The organism is Bradyrhizobium sp. USDA 326, assembly GCF_049739485.1.
In the GTDB taxonomy this organism is placed as follows: domain Bacteria; phylum Pseudomonadota; class Alphaproteobacteria; order Rhizobiales; family Xanthobacteraceae; genus Bradyrhizobium.
Genome location: NZ_JBMGQA010000001.1, coordinates 655506 through 674857, shown reverse-complemented (window position 1 = coordinate 674857; position 19352 = coordinate 655506). Strand labels below are relative to the sequence as shown.

The 19352-nt window shown below is 64.1% G+C and carries 18 protein-coding genes; 16 read left to right on the top strand and 2 right to left on the bottom strand.

From position 1 onward, the window contains the following. The first annotated feature begins 671 nt into the window (after positions 1-671). Entirely contained in the window at positions 672-2384 is a 1713-nt protein-coding gene (locus ABIG06_RS03235) for a sulfatase-like hydrolase/transferase (RefSeq protein ID WP_370134200.1), read from the top strand. Between the two features lie 154 nt (positions 2385-2538). Here the strand turns inward: ABIG06_RS03235 and ABIG06_RS03230 are convergent, their stop codons facing one another. Beyond that, entirely contained in the window at positions 2539-4098 is a 1560-nt protein-coding gene (locus ABIG06_RS03230) for a glycine betaine ABC transporter substrate-binding protein (RefSeq protein WP_370134197.1), read from the bottom strand. Further along, a complete protein-coding gene (locus tag ABIG06_RS03225; protein ID WP_370134194.1) occupies positions 4095-4877 on the bottom strand; it encodes an ATP-binding cassette domain-containing protein in 783 nt (260 codons plus the stop codon). Before ABIG06_RS03225 ends, ABIG06_RS03230 begins: the two co-directional genes overlap by 4 nt. Positions 4878-5006: 129 nt before the next feature. Between ABIG06_RS03225 and ABIG06_RS03220 the strand changes: the two genes are divergently transcribed. The 15 genes from ABIG06_RS03220 (at position 5007) to ABIG06_RS03150 (ending at position 18776) form a co-directional block, all read left to right on the top strand. Beyond that, entirely contained in the window at positions 5007-5825 is an 819-nt protein-coding gene (locus ABIG06_RS03220) for an ABC transporter ATP-binding protein (protein ID WP_370134192.1), read from the top strand. After that, on the top strand, positions 5825-6613 hold the full coding sequence (locus ABIG06_RS03215; protein ID WP_370134189.1) for an ABC transporter permease: 789 nt from the start codon (positions 5825-5827) through the stop codon (positions 6611-6613). Before ABIG06_RS03220 ends, ABIG06_RS03215 begins: the two co-directional genes overlap by 1 nt. A gap of 101 nt (positions 6614-6714) precedes the next feature. Then, positions 6715-7251, top strand: a complete 537-nt coding sequence (locus ABIG06_RS03210; RefSeq protein ID WP_199751440.1) for a DUF305 domain-containing protein — start codon at positions 6715-6717, stop codon at positions 7249-7251. 11 nt (positions 7252-7262) lie between these two features. Then, entirely contained in the window at positions 7263-8732 is a 1470-nt protein-coding gene (locus ABIG06_RS03205) for a YncE family protein (protein ID WP_370134187.1), read from the top strand. A gap of 39 nt (positions 8733-8771) precedes the next feature. Beyond that, positions 8772-9290 carry a sigma-70 family RNA polymerase sigma factor gene (locus tag ABIG06_RS03200; protein WP_370134184.1) on the top strand — a complete coding sequence of 173 codons (519 nt, stop codon included), beginning with the start codon at positions 8772-8774 and terminating at the stop codon, positions 9288-9290. Continuing rightward, positions 9287-10060 (top strand): anti-sigma factor family protein, encoded by a 774-nt coding sequence (locus tag ABIG06_RS03195; RefSeq protein ID WP_370134183.1) that lies wholly within the window; start codon positions 9287-9289, stop codon positions 10058-10060. Before ABIG06_RS03200 ends, ABIG06_RS03195 begins: the two co-directional genes overlap by 4 nt. A 233-nt stretch (positions 10061-10293) precedes the next feature. After that, positions 10294-11319: an ABC transporter substrate-binding protein gene (locus ABIG06_RS03190; RefSeq protein ID WP_199751439.1), complete on the top strand. Its 1026-nt coding sequence runs from the start codon at positions 10294-10296 to the stop codon at positions 11317-11319. Positions 11320-11349: 30 nt separating this feature from the next. Beyond that, entirely contained in the window at positions 11350-12054 is a 705-nt protein-coding gene (locus tag ABIG06_RS03185; RefSeq protein ID WP_124159921.1) for an NUDIX hydrolase, read from the top strand. A 94-nt stretch (positions 12055-12148) separates the two neighbouring features. Further along, positions 12149-13459, top strand: coding sequence for an ABC transporter substrate-binding protein (locus ABIG06_RS03180; RefSeq protein WP_124159920.1), 1311 nt, complete (start codon positions 12149-12151; stop codon positions 13457-13459). A 15-nt stretch (positions 13460-13474) separates the two neighbouring features. Continuing rightward, the gene (locus tag ABIG06_RS03175; RefSeq protein WP_124159919.1) at positions 13475-14242 is read left to right on the top strand and encodes an ABC transporter ATP-binding protein; all 768 of its coding nucleotides are present in this window, start codon (positions 13475-13477) and stop codon (positions 14240-14242) included. Between the two features lie 3 nt (positions 14243-14245). Next, positions 14246-14950 (top strand): ABC transporter ATP-binding protein, encoded by a 705-nt coding sequence (locus ABIG06_RS03170; RefSeq protein ID WP_370134179.1) that lies wholly within the window; start codon positions 14246-14248, stop codon positions 14948-14950. A 5-nt stretch (positions 14951-14955) separates the two neighbouring features. Beyond that, positions 14956-15837 carry a branched-chain amino acid ABC transporter permease gene (locus ABIG06_RS03165; protein WP_370134177.1) on the top strand — a complete coding sequence of 294 codons (882 nt, stop codon included), beginning with the start codon at positions 14956-14958 and terminating at the stop codon, positions 15835-15837. After that, positions 15834-16853, top strand: coding sequence for a branched-chain amino acid ABC transporter permease (locus ABIG06_RS03160; RefSeq protein ID WP_370134174.1), 1020 nt, complete (start codon positions 15834-15836; stop codon positions 16851-16853). The genes ABIG06_RS03165 and ABIG06_RS03160 overlap by 4 nt, the downstream gene beginning before the upstream one ends. Further along, a complete protein-coding gene (locus ABIG06_RS03155) occupies positions 16813-17742 on the top strand; it encodes a polyphosphate kinase 2 family protein (RefSeq protein WP_370134172.1) in 930 nt (309 codons plus the stop codon). The genes ABIG06_RS03160 and ABIG06_RS03155 overlap by 41 nt, the downstream gene beginning before the upstream one ends. Then, the gene (locus ABIG06_RS03150; RefSeq protein WP_370134170.1) at positions 17739-18776 is read left to right on the top strand and encodes a patatin-like phospholipase family protein; all 1038 of its coding nucleotides are present in this window, start codon (positions 17739-17741) and stop codon (positions 18774-18776) included. Before ABIG06_RS03155 ends, ABIG06_RS03150 begins: the two co-directional genes overlap by 4 nt. Positions 18777-19352: the final 576 nt, after the last annotated feature.

Below are 19352 nucleotides of genomic sequence, written 5' to 3'. Positions count from 1 at the left end.
TCATCCGCATTCTCATCTCGCGTCCACTGAGGGCCAGGCCGCTGCATACCGGCCGAGCGCATCGCCGAAATCGTGATCGAGCGCTGACCGCGGCGGGTCCCAAGGTACGCCATCAGATCCCGCCGGAGCCGATGCGCCACCTGATCGGGGCCGTGTTGCCGCTGCCGCGTGCTGATTCGATGCTGCGCTGCAACTCGCGGCGGAGGGAATAGAGATCTCCGTCCGTGAGGCCGCGTGCCGGGCGGCAGTGTCGCCGGGAGCGCCGTTGCGGCACTCCCGAAAAGCGCGACGCCCTGATGGCCGTGGCGAAGGGGGCGCAGCGGCGCTTTCGTGACAAGTTCGAGATGGCGCTGGGCCACGGCGCGATCCCGCGCATCTCCATATCGTCTCCACCACGAGCCATTTCGCCCATGGCGTTGGCGCCTGGAGGAGCGTGAAATCGAGCGGGTGGCGCACGAGGGGCTCGACCTGTTCGTCGCAGGCGTTGCCAAGCCGTAGCAGCTTCGCCGCTCGCTAACATTAAGCGAAGGCCGGGCCGCCCCGCGCGTTGCCTGTCCTTGACCATTCCGTTACAGTTTTATGACACGGTGCAGGCTTCCGGCTGCGCCGGACGCCCTGACCGGCCGGTCAGACGTGTCACAGGGCCGGACTTGAAGTTCAGCGTATTTTCGATGGCGTCCGCGCCCAATCCAGGTCCTTCTGCCGCGACCGCCGTGCTGGCGAGCGTCGCCGCGCTCGGCATCTGGCGCCTGCTCGCGGTCGCAGCGCCGCATCTCGCTGCTCTCGCGCTGATGTACAAGACCGAGACCGATTTCGGCTCGCGCCTGTCCTTTGCGCTCGCCTGGGGTACCCTGAACTTCTTCTGGATCACGCTGCTGCGGCGGCCGGCGCTCTCGGGCGCACTGTCGCTGACCATGGTCGTCGTGCTGGTGTTGCTGTCACAGCTCAAGCACGCGGTCGTGCAGATGACAGTCAACTTCATCGACCTGATGATGATCGACCGCGACACCGTCGCGTTCCTGTTCACGATCTTCCCGAACTTGCGCTGGTCGGTGATTCTGGCCGGCCTGGTCACGCTGCCGTTGATGTATTCGCTATGGTGGCTCGACCCGTTCCGCGTCCGCCGTCTGCCGGCGCTGGCCTGCAAGCTCGCCTGCCTCGCCGGGCTTGTGGGGTATTCGCTCTACCATCCGGATGAAGCCTGGCGCAGCTATTACGACGACGGCTATCTCTCGAAATTCTTCCGCTCGGGCGTCAGCGCGGTGTCGGATTTCGCGCAGTACGGCCTCATGGAGGCGGCCGCTTCGAGCAGTGAACGGCTCAACGTGCCGCTGGTCGACGCCTGCCATCCGGCCGGCCGCCGGCCGAACATCATCATGATCCATGATGAATCGAGCTTCGACATCCGCACGGCGCAGGGCATCAAGGTGCCACAGGGCTATGGCAGCCACTTCAAGTCCTGGGACGGCAAGCAGCGCACGTTCCTGGCCGAGAGCAATGGCGGACCGAGCTGGTTCACCGAATACAACGTGCTCGCGGGGCTCTCGTCGCGCTCGTTCGGACGCTTCGCCTATTTCGTGACGCGCATTGCATCGAGCCGGGTTGAGCGCGGCCTGCCACTGGCGCTGCGCCGCTGTGGCTACGACACGCTGTCGCTCTATCCCGCCAATGGCGGCTTCATGGGCGCGCGCAGCTTCCAGATGACGACCGGCATCGAGCGCTTTCTCGATTCGAAAGACCTCGGCGCGAAGGATGTCGAACCCGACAGCTTCTTCTACGACGAGGCGCTCCAACTGATGGGCCAGCAGCCGCCGAACAAGCCGCTGTTCACCTTCATCTATCTCGGCGCCAATCATTTCCCCTGGGAGACGCGCTTCCGCCCCGACCTGCTGCCAACCTGGCGCGCGCCGGGCAATGCGCCGTCGATCGACGAATATCTGCGCCGGCAGGCCATGAGCGCCGAGCAGTACAAGGTCTTCGTCGCCGGGCTGAAGAAGAACTTTCCGGGCGAGCCCTTCCTGATCGTGCGCTACGGCGATCACCAGCCGGAATTCGCACCGCAGATCCTCGAGCCCGGGCTCGACGAGGGCGCTCTCGGCAAGAAGCTGGACAATTACGATCCGCGTCTCTACGCGACCTATTATGCGATCGACGCCGTCAATTTCGAGCCGCTGAAGAGCGCGGCCGTGATGGACACGATCGACGGCCCCTATCTGCCGCTGGTGATCCAGGAAGCCGCCGGCATTCCGCTCGACCCGTCCTTCGCCGAGCAGAAGGAGATCATGGTCCGCTGCAAGGGCATCTTCTACGGCTGCAAGGACGGCGCCGAGGCGCGGCGGCTGAACCGGCTGCTGATCGACGCGGGGATGATCAGGGGATTGTAGTTTTTTGTTACCGTCATCCTGAAGTGCCGGAGCGTAGCGGAGGCCTCGAAGGATGTACGGCCCGGCTGCATCGCGGCCGTATCCTTCGAGGCTCGCCGCACGGTGCTATGCACCGCGCAGCTCGCACCTCAGGAGGACGGGGCTTGCCGCGAATCTACTGCTTGCCCACCTTGCCCCACAGCCACTTCGCCACCACATCCGGCGACGAATTCGCGTCGTTGCCGCTGGCGCGCAAATTCGCTTCGCGCATGGTGGCGATGTCGATCTTGCCGAGCAGCGGCCGCAGCGCCGCCTGCAATCGCTCGTCGCGGGCGCGTTTCGGCGCGAGCAGCAGGATGGCGTCGTAGGGCGGAATGGCGTGCCTGATATCGTCGAGTGCGACGAGATCGTACTTCGCGATCAGGCCGTCACTGGTGTAGCCGGCGATCACGTCAACCTCGCCGCTGGCAGCGGCCGCATACATGAAATCCGGCTGCATCTGGCGTTGGGCGCGGAACGAAAGGCCGTAATTCTTTTGCAGGGCCGCCCATTCGGGCCGCGAGAAGAATTCGTAGTCGCCGGCAATCGACATCGTCGATGCGTGTGCGGCGAGATCGGTGATGGTGCGGATGCCGAGCGCCTCGGCGCGCTTCCTCGGCATCACCAGCGCATAGGCGTTCTCGAAGCCGAGGTCGCCGAGCAGGGTGATGTTGTCCTTGGCGAGCGCCGTCTTGAGTTCCGCGAGCAACTCGGTGCGGGGCTTGATGTCGGTGCGATGCAGCTGGTTGGCCCAAAGCGTGCCGGAATAGTCGACATAGAGATCGATGTCGCCGGCCTTCAGCGCCCCGAAGATCACGCTCGAACCGAGGCCCGAGCGCGCCGTCGCGGACAGGCCGGAGACCTGGAGACAGTCCCTGAGCAGCGCCGACAGCACATATTGCTCGGCAAATGTCTTGGCGCCGACGACGTAGCCCTGCGAGGAGCGCCCCATCGTCGGCACCAGCGTTGCAGCAAGGAGGGCCGCGATCCCGGCGCAGCCGAGCGCTGCGCGCAGACCGCTGCGACGACGCAGGCCGTTCTCGATCAGGCCGAGCAGTTGATCGACAGCGAGCGCGAGCAGGGCAGAGGCCAGGCAGCCGAACAGCACGAAAACCCAGTTCTGGGTCTGGAGCCCGGCAAAGATGTAATTGCCGAGGCTGGTCTGCCCGATCGGCGTCGACAGCGTCGCGGTGCCGATCACCCACACAGCGGCGGTGCGGATGCCCGCCATCATCACCGGCAGCGCCAGCGGCAGCTCGACCATCAGAAGCGATTGACGCCCGGTCATGCCGACGCCCTTGGCGGCTTCGATCAGCGCGGGATCGATGCCGTTGAGCCCGGTGATGCCGTTGCGGAGCACCGGCAGCATCGAATAGAGCGCCAGCGCCAGCATCGCCGGCAGGAAGCCGAAAGCGGAGAAGGAGACGCCGAACCAGGCCAGCGCGACCGAGGCCGCCGCGAGCAGCAGCGGATAGAACAGCGCAAGCAGCGCCAGTCCAGGCACGGTCTGCACGATGCTGGCGAACGCGAGCAGGAGACCGCGCGGCGCCGGGCGATTGCGCGTGAGGATGGCCAGCGGCAGGCTGACGGCGAGACCGAGCGCCAGTGCGGCAAGGCTCACCCGCACATGGTTTCCGAGATAATCGGGCAGATGAGCCAGCGCCTCGCCCCAGCGTGGATCGGCGAGGAGGCTCATGCCGCACCGCTCTTCGGCAGCAGCGCATTCAGCCGCTCGGCCTGGCGCCGCGGCGTGCGCAGCAGCTCAAGCACGTAGGCGTCGCCGCTCTTGGCGAGCTCATTGGGCGTGCCCTGTGCGAGCAGCTGTCCGTTGCGCATCACTGCGATGCGGTCGGCGAGCAAGATAGCCTCCGTCATGTCATGAGTAATCATCACGCTGGTCAGGCCGAGCTTGCGATGCAGCGAACGATAGTCGTCGCCGAGCGCATCGCGGGTGAGGGGATCGAGCGCGCCGAACGGCTCGTCCATCAGCACGATGCGAGGCCTTGCGGCAAGCGCCCGCGCTACGCCGACGCGCTGACGCTGGCCGCCGGAGAGCGCTTCCGGCAGACGGTCGCGATGCGCGGCACGGTCGAGTTGCACCAGCTCGAGCAGCTCGTCGACACGCGCCGCGATATCCGCCGCCGAGACACCCAGCAGTCTCGGTGTGATACCGATATTGTCGGCGACGCTCAAATGCGGGAACAGCCCGCCGCTCTGAAAGACGTAGCCGATCCGCCGCCGCAGCGCGACCGGATCGACGTCTCTCACGTCCGCGCCCTCGACGGTGATGGTGCCGCCGTCGGCCTCGGTCAGCCGATTGGCGAGCCGCAGCAGCGTTGTCTTGCCCGAACCCGAGCCGCCGACGATCGCCACAAACTCGCCCTCGGCGATCTCGATCGATACATCGTCCAGAGCCTTGAGGGAGCCGAAGCTCTTGGTGGCGTGTGCATAGCCAATCATGGGACTGGACGACATCAGACGTGCGCTCGGCTCGGTTGCCTCTGAGGGGCGGGGTGACGGGCCTCATGCGTAGCACGCTTGGGCCCTTGATTGAACTTGGCCGCGCGAGCGGCTAAGGCATCGGCTTGAATTCGGAGGAAGCACATGACGACGCCCATGGCGGTGGCGCTGGAAGATGCAAAGGTCGCGTTCCGCCTCGGGGACGGGCGGGTCTATACGGCGGTCGAGAAGGCTCATCTCATGGTCGCCCAGGGCGAGTTCGTCGCCATCGTCGGCCCGACCGGCTGCGGGAAATCGACGCTGCTCAACGTTGCGGCAGGGCTGCTCAAGCCCGCCGCCGGCAGCGTCCGGATCTTCGACCGGCCGCTGGCGGGGCTGAACCGGGATGCCGGCTACCTGTTCCAGGCCGACGCGCTGTTCCCCTGGAAGACCGCGCTGGACAATGTCGCGATCGGGCTCGAGATCAAGGGCACGCCGCGCACTGATGCGCTGCCGCAAGCGCAAAAATGGCTGACCTCCGTCGGCCTCGGTGCCTTTGCGGGCCGCTATCCGCACATGCTCTCCGGCGGCCAGCGCAAGCGCGTCGCCCTGGCCCAGGTGCTGATCCGCGATCCCAAGATCCTCTTGATGGACGAGCCGTTCGGGCCGCTCGATGCGCAGACCCGTCAGGTCATGGGCAACCTGCTGCTCGATCTCTGGAACGCCGACCGCAAGGCCGTGCTGTTCGTCACCCACGATCTGGAAGAGGCGATCGCGCTCGCCGACCGTGTCGTGATCATGTCGGCCGGGCCGTCCTCGCGCATCATCGGCGACTGGCGCGTGAGCTTGCCGCGCCCGCGCGATATCTTCGAGGTGCGGCTCGACAAGGAGTTTCATGCGCTCCATCGCGAGATCTGGAGCGTGCTCAAGGATGAGGTGATGAAGGGCTACGCGCAATCCACCCAGGCGGCGGAGGCGGTCTGATGTCGCGCGTGACGCTGCTGGCGTTGCAGATCCTGGTCGCCATCGTTTGCCTCGCACTCTGGCAATTGCTCGCCACCGTGCCGGTCTTCGGCAAGATCCTGTTGCCGCCGTTCTTCTTCTCCAATCCTGTCGACGTGTTCAGCCAGATCGTGAAGTGGTTTTCCTCCGGCGTGATCTGGAAGCATCTCGGCATCACGCTCGCGGAATCGATCCTCGCCTTCGTGATCGGATCCCTTGGCGGTGTGCTGGTCGGCTTCTGGTTCGCGCGCCAGCCGCTGGTCGCCGCGGTGTTCGACCCCTACGTGAAGATGATCAACGCACTGCCGCGCGTCGTGCTGGCGCCGATCTTCGCGCTGTGGCTCGGGCTCGGCATCTGGTCCAAGGTCGCGCTCGGCGTGACGCTGGTGTTCTTCATCGTGTTCTTCAACGTCTACCAGGGCGTGAAAGAGGTCAGCCGCACGGTGCTCGACAACGGTCGCATGCTCGGCATGAGCGAGCGGCAGCTGATGCAGCACGTGTATTGGCCGTCGGCCCTGTCGTGGATGTTCTCCTCGCTGCATACTTCGGTCGGCTTCGCCGTGGTCGGCGCCGTCGTCGGCGAATATCTGGGATCGGCGGCGGGGCTCGGCTATCTGATCCAGCAGGCCGAGGGCGTGTTCGACGTTGCCGGCGTGTTCGCCGGCATGTTCGTGCTCTCGGCCTTCGTCATCCTGATCGACTTCGGCGTCACGCTGATGGAGCGGCGGCTGCTGGTGTGGCGGCCGACCGCGTCGGATGGGCGTGGTTAAGCCGCCTCGTCGCGCGCTGACATTTATGTGATCGGCGGGCCGGAATAGAAGGCGCCGCCGCGCGTCAAACCCCCATGCGACCACCCGCATGGGAGTTCTTGATGTACCCGTCACAGTTTCGCTGCGCCGTAGCGGCGCTCTCAGCCAGATGTCGATGGCGCCGGTCCGGCTTCGGCGCGGCGTTCCTCGCCGCGCGCATTCTCCTCGCGTTCGCTGTGCCACCGCTCGCGTTCGCGCATGAGTCCCATCCGGCCAGCCCGCCGGCCGCGCTGAGCACGGAGGAGCGGGCATTTCTGGAAGAAAATGAAGCCGCTATGACCAAGATGATGAACGACATGGCGGTCAAGCCGACCGGCGACGTCGATCGCGATTTCGTCGCAATGATGAATCCGCATCATCAGGGCGCGATCGACATGGCAGTAATCGAATTGCGCTATGGCAAGAACGAGCAGCTGCGGCGCATCGCTCAGGAAATCATTGTCGATCAGATGCAGGAGATCGCGGCCATGAAGCTAGCCCTAGGCGAGCCGGCCTCGGACACCGCACCTGCTCCGACGCAACCGGCATCCGCTCCGGTGGCCAACGTTCATCAACATTCGGGCATGCAGATGGATATGCCCGCCGGAATGAAGAAGTAGGAGCGACATACATGAGCACATCGAAATGCAGGGTTGTGAGAAGCATTTTCCTGGCCGCCACGATGCTTGCGGGCGGATCCGCTGCTTGGGCGGGGCAGGCACCGGGCGCGCTGTCCGCCCCCGATATTCCGATCAGCCACCACGACCGCGTGTACGCCGCAGAACAATTCTCGAATACGGTTTCGGTCACTGACCCCGTCGACAACAAGCTGCTCGGCGTGATCCGGCTGGGCGACCCGCAACCCGGCAATTTTAGCCCGCTCTACAAGGGCCAGGTCCTCGTGCACGGCATGGGGTTCTCGCCGGATCACAAGACGCTCGCCGTGGTCTCGATCGGTTCGAACTCCGTGAGTTTCATCGATACCGCGACCAACGCGGTCAAGCACGTGACCTACGTCGGGAGGTCGCCACACGAGGCGTTCTACACGCCGGACGGCAAGGAGGTGTGGGTCACCGTTCGCGGCGAAAACTACATCTCGGTCATCGACCCGACCAGCTTCAAGGAGAAGACCCGCATCACGACCCCGAACGGGCCCGGCATGCAGATTTTCTCACCCGACGGCAAGTATGGCTACATCTGCTCGTCCTTCAATCCCGAGACTGACGTGGTCGCTGTTGCCGAGCACAAGATCATCGCGAGGGTGAAGCAGGAGAGCCCATTCTGCCCGAACATCGCGGCGACGCCGGATGGGAACCAAGTGTGGTTCACGCTGAAAGACGTGGGCCGGACCCAAGTGTTCAACGCAAGGCCGCCGTTCAATGCGATCAAAACCATTGAAACCGGCCCGATCACAAATCACGTCAACTTCGCGCATACGGCCAAGGGCACGTTTGCCTATGTCACTGTCGGTGGCCTGAACGAAGTGAAGGTGTTCCGAACCGACGACTTCTCGCAGGTCGCGACGATCCCGGTCGGTAGTCTTCCGCACGGTGTGTGGCCGTCCGGCGACGGGACTCGCATCTATGTCGGGCTGGAGAATGCCGACGCGCTTGCGGCTATCGATACGGCAACCAACAAGGTAATCGCGAACGTTCCGATCGGCCAGGCGCCGCAGGCGATCGCCTATGTCCCGAACGCCGCGGCTGACCCGGATGACCGCAAAAACCTGCAGGCTCTCGGGGTTGCCGGCCAGGTTGCTCATCTCGCGCTTGTATCGAAGGGTGATGCGGGGGGCGGCCAAGCGCCGACCAGCGTGTCGTTGTTCGATCAGGGCCTGATACAGGTCCTGCAGGCTTCGGTGACGGGACTTCAGCCCAGGCAGAAATATGTGCTGGCGCTGGCGGACCATGGCGATGGAAGCGGGCCGCTGCAGCCATTGGCGGCGTTCATGACCAATCCGGCCGGATCGGCCATCGTCAACGCGGCCGGTCCGATCCGGCAGATCGTCGACCAGTCTGCCGCGGCTGCCAAGCGATATCTGGTGATTGCGTCCGGCGACGCGGCCATGCCGGGCGACGTCATTCAAATCGAGGCGCGATGACGTTCGGCAGGCATCAACCGAGATGAGGCCGAGCGCGTCATGAAGGATATGCTGGTTCAGGTCGAGCCGCTGATCCCCGCGCTCCGCCGCTATGCGCGTGCGCTCATGCGCGATCGCGCGGCGGCTGACGATCTGGTCCAGGACTGCCTGGAGCGCGCCGTCAGCCGCTGGCATCAGCGGCGCGATGGCAGCGTCCACGCATGGCTCTTCACCATCCTTCACAATCTGGCGATCACGCAATTCCGCCAAGCCACGGCGCGGGGAAGGCATATGCCGATCGACGATGCGGGTGAGCAGGAGCTTGTCAGTGCGGCAGCGCAGGAACAAAGACTGATCTACCGGGACGTCCTGAGCAAGCTTGCACGGCTGCCGGAAGAGCAACGGGCGGTCTTGCTGCTGGTCGCAGTCGAGGATCTCTCCTACGCGGATGCTGCGAAAGTTCTCGGCGTTCCGGTGGGCACCGTGATGTCGCGCCTGTCGCGCGCACGGGAGCGGTTGCAGCAGGAGATGGATGCGGTGGGGCCGAGGAACGTCGTCGCATTGCGGAGCTTGAAATGAGCCAGCGGCCGATCACGGAGGATGATCTCCACGCCTACGTGGACCAGGCGCTCGAGCCCGAGCGTCGCGCCGAGGTCGCATCCTATCTGGACCAGCATCCGGATGTCGCCAACCGCGTTGCGGACTTCGCCAACCAGCGCGAGCAGCTGCGTGGCGCGCTCGCGTCAATCGCCGACGAGCCATTGCCCGCGGAATTGAACCTGTCGCACATCATCGAGAGCCGGAAGCGCCGTCCCCCGCGGGCGTGGCGGGCAATCGCTGCGATGTTGCTTCTAGGTATCGGAGGCCTCGGCGGATGGACGATGCGCAGCGTAGTGCAGGACAGTTCGAACGGACTATCCGCGTTGGCCAATGAAGCAGCCTATACTTATGGCGTCTACGCACCGGATCGCGTGCGCCCGGTCGAGATACGGGCGGCCGACAGGGCAGAGCTCACGCAATGGATCTCCAACCGGCTGAGACAGCCGGTCAAGGTACCGGACCTCTCCGTCTCGGGCTATCGGCTGATGGGCGGGCGCCTGGTCGCTACCTCGCACGGTCCGGCCGCGATGTTCATGTACGACGACGATCGCGGCGATCGCCTCGTGGTGCTGACGCGTCCGATGAGCAGCCGCAATCAGGATGCGCCGATGATGCCGCAGTCGTCCGGCAACGTCGCGGGTTTTGCCTGGATAGATGACGGCCTCGGCTATACCCTCGTCGGCCAGCTTCCGACAGACACCCTCAGGCCGATCGCGAACGAGATCCGGAAGCAGGCGCGCTCGATCTAGCGGCGAAATTCACGAAACGGGCCCGCGCGTCGGCGCGAGCCTAATCGCGAGGCCTCAATTCGGCAACGTGACGTCGTCAGGCGCCCTCGGCGGCGTCTTGATCCTCCTCATCGGGAATCGTTCTTGTCTGCCGCATGCGATTGCGTCGAAAGGCCGGCGGCCAGCCCACCCAGGAGTGCTTCTCAAGCCCATCCCGCTGCTCTATGGTGCCGCCGGCCGAACGGAGGAAACCGATGAAGAATACGATTGCCAGGCTCGCCGGCGCGCTGCTCGCGCTGACGCTCACCACCTCGCTTGCCGCGGCGCAAAGCAAGGTGACCATCGCGGTCGGCGGCGGCTCCTGCCTGTGCTACCTGCCCACGGTGCTGGCCAAGCAGCTCGGCGAATACGAGAAGGCGGGCCTCAATGTCGAGCTGGTCGACCTCAAGGGCGGCTCGGACGCGCTGAAGGCCGTGCTCGGCGGCAGCGCCGACGTGGTCTCCGGCTATTTCGACCATTGCGTCAATCTCGCGGCCAAAAAGCAGGAGCTGCAGTCCTTCGTGGTCTATGACCGTTACCCCGGCCTCGTGCTGGTGGTCGCGCCCTCGCGCACCAATGATATCAAGTCGGTCAAGGATCTCGCAGGCAAGAAGGTCGGTGTCAGCGCGCCCGGCTCCTCCACCGACTTCTTCCTCAAATATATGCTCAAGAAGAACGGGCTCGATCCCGCCGGGACCGCCGTGATCGGCGTCGGCCTTGGCGCCACTGCGGTTGCCGCCATGCAGCAGGGCCAGATCGATGCGGCCGTGATGCTCGATCCTTCGGTGACCGTGCTTCAGGGCAGCCACAAGGATCTTCGCATCCTCTCGGACACCCGCACCCAGAAGGACACGCTCGAGACGTTCGGCGGCGAATACCCGGGGGGCGCGCTGTATTCGACCGCGGCCTGGATCAACGGCCACGAGAAGGAGACGCAGGCGCTCACCAATGCGATCCTCGCCACGCTCGCCTGGATCCATTCGCACAGCCCCGAGGAGATCATGGCGAAGATGCCGGAAGAGACGGTCGGCAAGAACAAGGACCTCTATCTCGCCGCGCTGAAGAACACGATCCCGATGTTCTCGGAAACCGGCAAGATGGACCCGAAGGGCGCCGACGCCGTGCTCGCGGTGTTCAGCGTCGGCTCGCCCGAGGTCGCCAACGCCAAGATCGACGTCAGCAAGACCTTCACCAACAAATTCGTCGATCAGGCCAAGAAGACCACGGGGAATGCCAAATAGCCGACGCGAAGGCGTGATAGTCGCCCGGTCATGACGTCACCTGTCATTCATCGCGTCACGACGCTTGAACTTGCGGTGCGGCCGATCGTTTGGCCGTTCGCGGAGGAACGGCGCGCCGAGATCGCGGCGCATTTCGCCGAAAAGCAGCGCGAGCGGCCGAAGATCTGGAACGGCCGTGTCTTGCTTGGGCGCGATCCCGTGTTCACGGGCAACCATTTCGCCGCGACCTATTTCGAGACCGATTTCGCCAGCTTCCTCGCTTGGCGCGACTGGGGCTTCCCCGATACAGCCGTGTTCAACGGTTTCGGCATGGGTGCGCTACGCACGACCGACAACGCCTTCATCATGGGCGAGATGGCACAGCACACTGCCAATGCCGGCCGCATCTATTTCCCTTCGGGCACGCCCGACCTCGGGGACGTCAGGGATGGCGCCCTCGACGTTCCCGGCAGCGTCGTCCGCGAGATCGCGGAAGAGACCGGGCTGACCGCCGACGACTACGCGGCGGAGGCGGACTGGCACTGCGTCGTCTCCGGCCGTGCGATTGCGATGATTCAGATCCTCAACCTGGACATGCCGGGCGAAGAGGCCCGTGCCCGGATCGAAGCCAATCTCGCACGTGACGACGAGCCTGAATTGTCGGCCATTCATCTCGTGCGCGACATGGGTGATCTCAGGCCGTCCATGCCGCGATTTGTCACGGCCTTCGTCGAGCGCCAGTTCGCGTCGCGCTGATGCGCGAGGCTTGACATCGCCGCGCCCAGCCCATGTGATGGGCAAAAAGCAAAAGCAACAAGACTGCGATACACAATCGTCCAGGGAGGTTCTGATGCGCCTGCGCATGGCTATCCGTTTGGTACGCGGGGTGTTGGTCGCGATTGCCGCGACGGGCCTGGCGGCGTCCGCCCAGGCTCAGGAGAAGAAGATCAAGATCGGTGTCATCTATGATCTGACCGGCCCGCTCGCCGGCGGCGGCTCGGAGCTGCAATATACCGGCGCAAGAATCATGCTGGATCAGTACAGCGCTAGGGATGTCGAGGGCTACAAGATCGAGGCGATCTATGCCGATGCTCAGAGCAAGCCGGACGTCGCAATCAATGAAGCGATCCGTTTGATCGAGCAGGAAAAGGTCGACATGCTGCTCGGCTTCTTTTCCTCGGCGCAGTGCGTGCCGGTGGCAGCGCGCGTCGAGCAGCTGAAGAAGTTCATGTGGATCACGACCTGCATTTCGTCCGCGGTGCTGGAGAACAAGAACTACAAATACGTGTTTCGGCCGCAGGCCTCCGGCGATCAGTTCGGCATGATGACGATGGACTTCATCGCGCAGAACACGAAGGAAAAGTTGGGCAAGGATCCGAAGGACCTGCGGGTCGCCATCATCCATGAGGACGGCGCCTACGGCGTCGACGTCGCCAAAGGCAATGAAGCCGGTGCCAAGAAGGCCGGCTTCAACATCGTGCTGAGGGAGGGATATTCGGCCACGGCCCCGGATCTGTCTGCGCTAGTCACCAAGCTGAAGCGGGCCAAGCCGGATGTGATCTTCCACACCGGCTACAATCCCGATATCACTCTGTTACTCCGGCAAGCTCGCGAACAAGGGCTGAAGTTCGGTGCACTGGTGGGACATGGCGCCGGCTACGGGGTCTATGAGAAGCTGAAAGAAGGCCTGGGCGCCGATGTAAACTACTTCTTCAACACCGATCCGATCTCGATCTGGCTCGCCAACCAGAAGAGCATGGATCCGAAGCTTCCGCCGATCATCAAGGCGGTTGGCGAGGAGTTCGACAAGCGCAAGCCGGGCGTCGCCATACGTTCGGCTCACGTCGGCATGGCTGCGTCCAACACCTACCTATTCCTCACCGACGTACTGCCGCGAGCGATCAAGAAATATGGCGGCATAGATCCCGACTCCCTGCGCAAGGCCGCACTCGACACCGACATACCCGAAGGCGGCACCATGCTCGGCTTTGGCGTCAAATTCCACGGCGAGGGCTCGCCAATCGCCGGCCAGAACGAGCGCTCGTTTCCCGTCGTGATCCAGTACGTCGACGACAAATCCTACGTGGTGTGGCCCAAGAGCCAGGCGCAGCGCGAGGCGGTGCTGCCGCTGCCGAAAGGCACCACCTACAGCAACCAGTAGCGGCGGAGAGCGGCGGTGCTGGAAGTGAACGGGCTGGTGAAGCGGTTCGGCGGCTTCACCGCCGTGAACAACGTATCGTTCAAGGTCGACGAGGGCGAGATCCTCGGCCTGATCGGCCCCAACGGTTCGGGCAAGAGCACGATCTTCAACATGCTCTCCGGCACTCTGGCGCCGACATCGGGCTCGATCCTGTTCGGCGGCCACGAGATCGCGGGCCTCGCGCCGCATCGGATCATCAACAGCGGCATCGGCCGCACCTTCCAGATTCCGCGCCCCTTCCGCCGCCTGACCATTTTCGAGAACGTCGCGCTTGCCGGCTTCTACGGCCAGGGCCGCCACAGCCGCGCCAGGGCGGAAGAGGCGGCAGAGCGCTCGCTTGCCATGGTCGGCCTGCCCACCGATCGCCATGCCAGCGTCGATGGGCTCGGCGCAGCAGGGCTGAAGAAGCTCGAGCTGGCCAAGGCGCTCGCCACCGCGCCGAAGCTGCTGCTGGCCGACGAGAGCCTCGGCGGTCTCGACGAGGCCGAGATGGATCAGGCCGCGGACATGCTGCGCAACATCCGCGACGAGCTCGGCATCACTATCATCTGGGTCGAGCACATCATGGGCGTGTTGATGCGCGTCGTCGACCGCGTCATGGTGCTCGATCACGGCGAGAAGATCTCTGAGGGGCTTCCCAGTGCCGTTGCCGGCGATCCGCGCGTGATCGAGGTCTATCTCGGCACCGATGCCGAGACCACGCAGGCCGCGGCCGCCGAAGCGCGCCGCCGGGCGGGAGGGTAGCCGATGCTGGAGCTTCGCGGCGTCAATGCCGGATACGGCACCTTCCAGGCCCTGTTCGACGTCGCCCTCGATGTGAGGGCCGGCGAGGCGGTCGGCGTCATCGGCCCGAACGGCGCGGGCAAGACCACCTTGATGCGTGTCATCTCCGGCCTGATCCGTCCCTCGCGCGGGTCAGTCAGGATGGAAGGTGTCGACGTCGTGGCGACGCCGGCGCACAAGATCGTCAGCCTCGGCATCGCGCATGTGCCGGAGAACCGCCGGCTGTTTCCGCAGCTCACAGTCGATGACAATCTCAAGATTGGCGCCTTTATGAAAGAGGCGCGGGGGCACTATGCCGAGCGGCTCGAAGTCGTGTTCGAGCTGTTTCCGCGCCTCAAGGAGCGCCGCCACCAGATGGCGGGCACCATGTCCGGCGGCGAACAGCAGATGTGCGCGATCGGTCGTGCGCTGATGTCCAATCCAAAGCTGCTGCTGCTCGACGAGCCTTCGGCGGGGCTCGCGCCGGTCGTGGTGCAGCAGGTGTTCGAGCTGGTGAAACGGATCCGCGCCAGCGGCCTGACGGTGCTGATCGTCGAGCAGAACGTGCAGCAGGTGCTGAAGGTGGTCGACCGCGCCTATCTGATCGAGGCGGGCACGATCAGGGCGTCCGGCACCTCGGCTGAGATGCTGGCGAGCGACACGGTCAAGGAAGCGTATCTCGGGGTGTGACGGGCATGCAGGCATTCCTGGACATTTTCGACATCTACCTGTTGGAGGCCGTGATCAACGGCATCCTGCTCGGCGGCGTGCTGGCGCTGCTCGCGCTAGGTCTCAATCTGATCTTCGGCGTCATCGACGTCACGTGGATCTGCTATGCCGAGCTCGTGATGATCGGCATGTATGGCATGTATTTCATGGTGCAGTACTACGGGATCAGCTATTTCGTCGCCGCGCCGCTCACCATCCTGCTGGTCGCGGTGCTTGGCGCGGCGCTGCACTATCTCGTGATCGCGCCGTTGCTGACTGCGCCGCCGATAAACCAGCTGCTCGCGACCGGCGGGGTGCTGTTCGTGCTGCAGAGCTTTGCCACGGTCGCCTTCGGCATCGACTTCCGCAATCTGGGCATCCGCCTGCCGGTGCTGGCCTTCGGCGACATGAATTTCAGCTACGCACGACTGCTCTCGTTCGTGGCCGCGCTGGTCGGCATGGTCGCCGTCTATCTGTTCATGACGCGCACCTTCACCGGCACTGCGATCCGCGCCATCTCCCAGGATCGGCAGATCATGGCCTTGATGGGCGTCGACACCCGGCGGATCTATCTGATCACCTCGGCGCTGGGCGGCGCGCTCGCCGGGCTCGCCGCCTGCCTCCTGGTGCTGCAATATGACGTGCATCCGTTCCTCGGCCTGTCGTTCGGGCCGATCACCTTCCTGATCTGCGTGCTTGGGGGCCTCGGCAATTTCATCGGCGGCTTCATCGCCGCCTTCGTCTTCGCCGAGATCATCTCGCTCGGCGGCCTGTTCTCCGATCTCGAATGGGGCTATGTGCTCGCCTTTGCCTTCTTCATCGTCATGATGTTCATCCGGCCCGCGGGCCTGCTTGTGAGGCGCCGATGATAGGGCAGGGGCGGCTTGCGGCCTGGGGAATAGGCTTGGCGGCGCTGGTCGCGCTGCCCTTCGTTTATCGCGATCCCTATCATCTGCACATTCTGGTGCTGATCCTGATCTGGTCGTTTGCCTACACCTCGTGGTCGATGATGGGCCGGTTCGGCCTTGTTTCGCTCGGCCATGGCGGCTTCATGGGGATCGGCGCCTATGTCACGGCGCTGCTCTGGAATCATCTCGGCCTGTCGCCCTGGATCGGCATTCCCATCAGCATGGTGGCGGCCGGCGCGCTGGCGCTGATCGTCGGCTATCCCTGTTTCCGCTTTCGCATCACCGGCCACTATTTCGTGCTGGTGACGCTGGCGCTGTCAGGCATCGTGCTCCAGGTCATCACCGCGACGCGCGACTACACAGGCGGCTCGCTGGGCTACACGCCGAACCGGACCTCAGGCAACAAGCTGCTGGCGCTGCAATTCGACGACAAGACGACCTGGTACCTGATCGCGCTCGGGATCTGGCTTTTCGGCATCGTGGTCTGGCACTGGGTCGATCGCAGCATGGCCCGCTATGCGCTGGAGGCGATCTCGGAGGACGAGGACGCCGCGGCTGCGGCCGGCGTCGATGTCACTGCGGAGAAGCTGAAGATCACGCTGCTCAGCGCGCTGATGACGGCGCTTGCCGGCGCGATCTACTGCCAGTACCAGATGTTCATCACGCCCGACACGGTGAGCGGCATCGCGGTATCGCTCCAGATGGTGTTCGCGGCCATCGTCGGCGGCCTGTTCGTCTCGCTCGGTCCGACCGTCGGCGCCATCATCACCATTCTGCTGGCCGAGACGTTGCGCATCGGCTTCGGCACCAAGGCGGTCGGCTGGGACAACCTCGTCTACGGCGTGCTGCTCGTCCTTTTCATCATATTTCTTCCCAAGGGCATCCTTGGTAGCTTGCTCGACCGATTGAAGCCGCAACGCAAGGTGCCCCGCGCTCATGAACAAGAAGTCGTCCAAATCGCTCGCCCAGGAACTTGACCGCTACATCTCGCCATTCCGCCACGATGGTTCGGGCAAGTTTCACCTCAAGGACCACAAGACCGACGAGAGGGGCGATCTCGACAAGGAGAAGGCGCAGACGGTCCTCGATTCGAACAAGAAGCGGCTGATCGAGTTTCAGGAGAAGCTTTACGCGCAGGACCGCTGGTCGCTCCTGATCGTGTTCCAGGCGATGGACGCCGGCGGCAAGGATTCTGCGATCAAGGCGATCTTCGAGGGCATCAATCCGCAGGGCTGCGAGGTTCATGCCTTCAAGGCACCGAGCAGCAAGGAGCTCGACCATGATTTCCTCTGGCGCCATATGATCGCGCTGCCCGAGCGCGGGCGTATCGGCATCTTTAACCGCTCCCACTACGAGGAATGCCTGGTGACGCGCGTGCATCCGGAGATTCTCGCCAAGGAGAAGCTGCCGCCAAAGCTCGTGACCAAGCACATCTGGAAGGAGCGGTTCGAGGACATCTCGGCCTTCGAGCGTTATCTCTGCCGCAACGGCACCGTCGTGCTGAAATTCTTCCTCAACGTCTCCAGAGAAGAGCAACGCAAGCGCTTTCTCGAGCGGCTGGAGGATCCGGCCAAGCAGTGGAAGTTCTCGATGGACGACATCAAGGAGCGCGCGCTGTGGCCGCGCTACCAGGCGGTCTATCAGGACATCGTCCGCCACACGGCGACGCCCCACGCGCCCTGGTACGTCGTGCCCGCCGACCACAAATGGTTCGCCCGCGTCGTGATCGGCTCGGTGATCAACGCGGCGCTCGAAAAGCTCGACTTGCGCTTCCCCAGCGCCGACAGGGGCTCTCTGGAAGAGTTCAAGCAGGTGCGCCAGGCGCTGGAGAAAGAAGGGGCGGGAGGCAAGAAGCAAGCAAAGTGACAGCCAGCGGGACCACGAACTGCAAGGACGTCAACTTCGCGCTCCAGGGCGGCGGCGCGCACGGCGCCTTCGTGTGGGGCGTGCTCGACCAGGTGCTCGAGGACGGCAGGCTCGCGATCGAGGCGATCAGTGCGACCAGTGCCGGCGCGATGAATGCGGTGGCGATGGCCTCCGGCATGGCGCATGGAGGCGCTGAGGCCGCGCGGGAGAGCCTGCGCGCATTCTGGTACGAAGTGTCGCGCATGGACATGGCGTACGATCTGATGTCGCCGTTGAACCAGTGGATCCAGGCCCTGAAGCTGCCGCCGGAATATCATCCGGTCCACGCATTCATCCATACGCTGACACACACGCTGCCGCCGAACCTGCTCAATCCGTTTCATTTCAATCCGCTCCGAGCGCTGCTGCAGCGCGTGGTCGATTTCGACCGGCTCAATTCCTCGCCCGAGGCGCCGCAGCTGTTTCTCAACGCCACCAACGTCCGCACCGGCAAGATCAAGGTGTTCCAGAGCCCGCTGCTGACGGCGGAAACCGTGCTCGCCTCAGCCTGCCTGCCGCCCTATTTCCAGGCCGTCGAGATCGATGGCGAGCATTACTGGGACGGAGGCTATCTCGGCAATCCCGCGATCTATCCGTTGATCTACCGCAAGGGCAGTCACGACGTCGTCATCGTGCAGGTGACGGCGATCCGGCGCGACGAGCTGCCGGCCAGTGCCGCGGACGTCCTCCACCGCATCAACGAGATCAGCTTCAATTCGTCCTTGATGCGCGAGATGCGCGCGATCGCTTTCGCCACCCGGCTGATCGACGACGGCGAACTCGACAGCAACAAGCACAGCCGCATGTACATGCATTGGATCGGCAACGACGCGTTGATGTCGGAGCTCGGCACGGCCACGCAATTCCATCCCGAATGGAGCCTGTTGTGCCGCCTGCGCGACGAGGGCCGCGCGGCGGCGCGAAGCTGGCTGGCGCGAAACTTCGACCAGATCGGAAAGGCCTCGACGGTCGACCTCGCGGAGATGTTTCTCTAGGCCGGCCATCGACAAAACCGCGAAAACAACCCCATGCACAGTAGCCGGGCATAGCGGGATCAATGGCTTATCGGGCCCATCATCCGTGATGCGGATTTTGCGAAATCCGTTTGCGTCGTCGGGCAAAACAGTGGCATGGTGTCACCGTGCCGGCTGTCTCGCTCAATGTCCTCGCCCGGCGCGCGAGTGCTCCTGATTGCGAGGTGCTGCAACTCACGATCGGGCGCGGCCGTCCAAGGAACTCGCGCGTTCAATTGTGATCCTTTGCGCCTTTGATCCCGCTTGACAGTTTTGTGTCGCAGGAGGACCATGCCGAGGGTCGCAAACAAGCGACACGCAACGTCCACCTCATGAGCAAGGGGAGGTCTATGACGCCACCTCCGCAAATCCAGCCGCGTTAATTGCGATGGAGCTCGTTCGGACTATCGCATAGCGGCAAAAACCGCGAACGGCACGCCGGGACAAGGTTTAGCGGGCTGCATCAGTGAGGCAAAGCCCCTACCTTCCCGGCGCTGTATTTCTCATCACACCGATCGCGTCTGATGGCCGTGACGAAGGCCGCCGCGATGAGCCTTC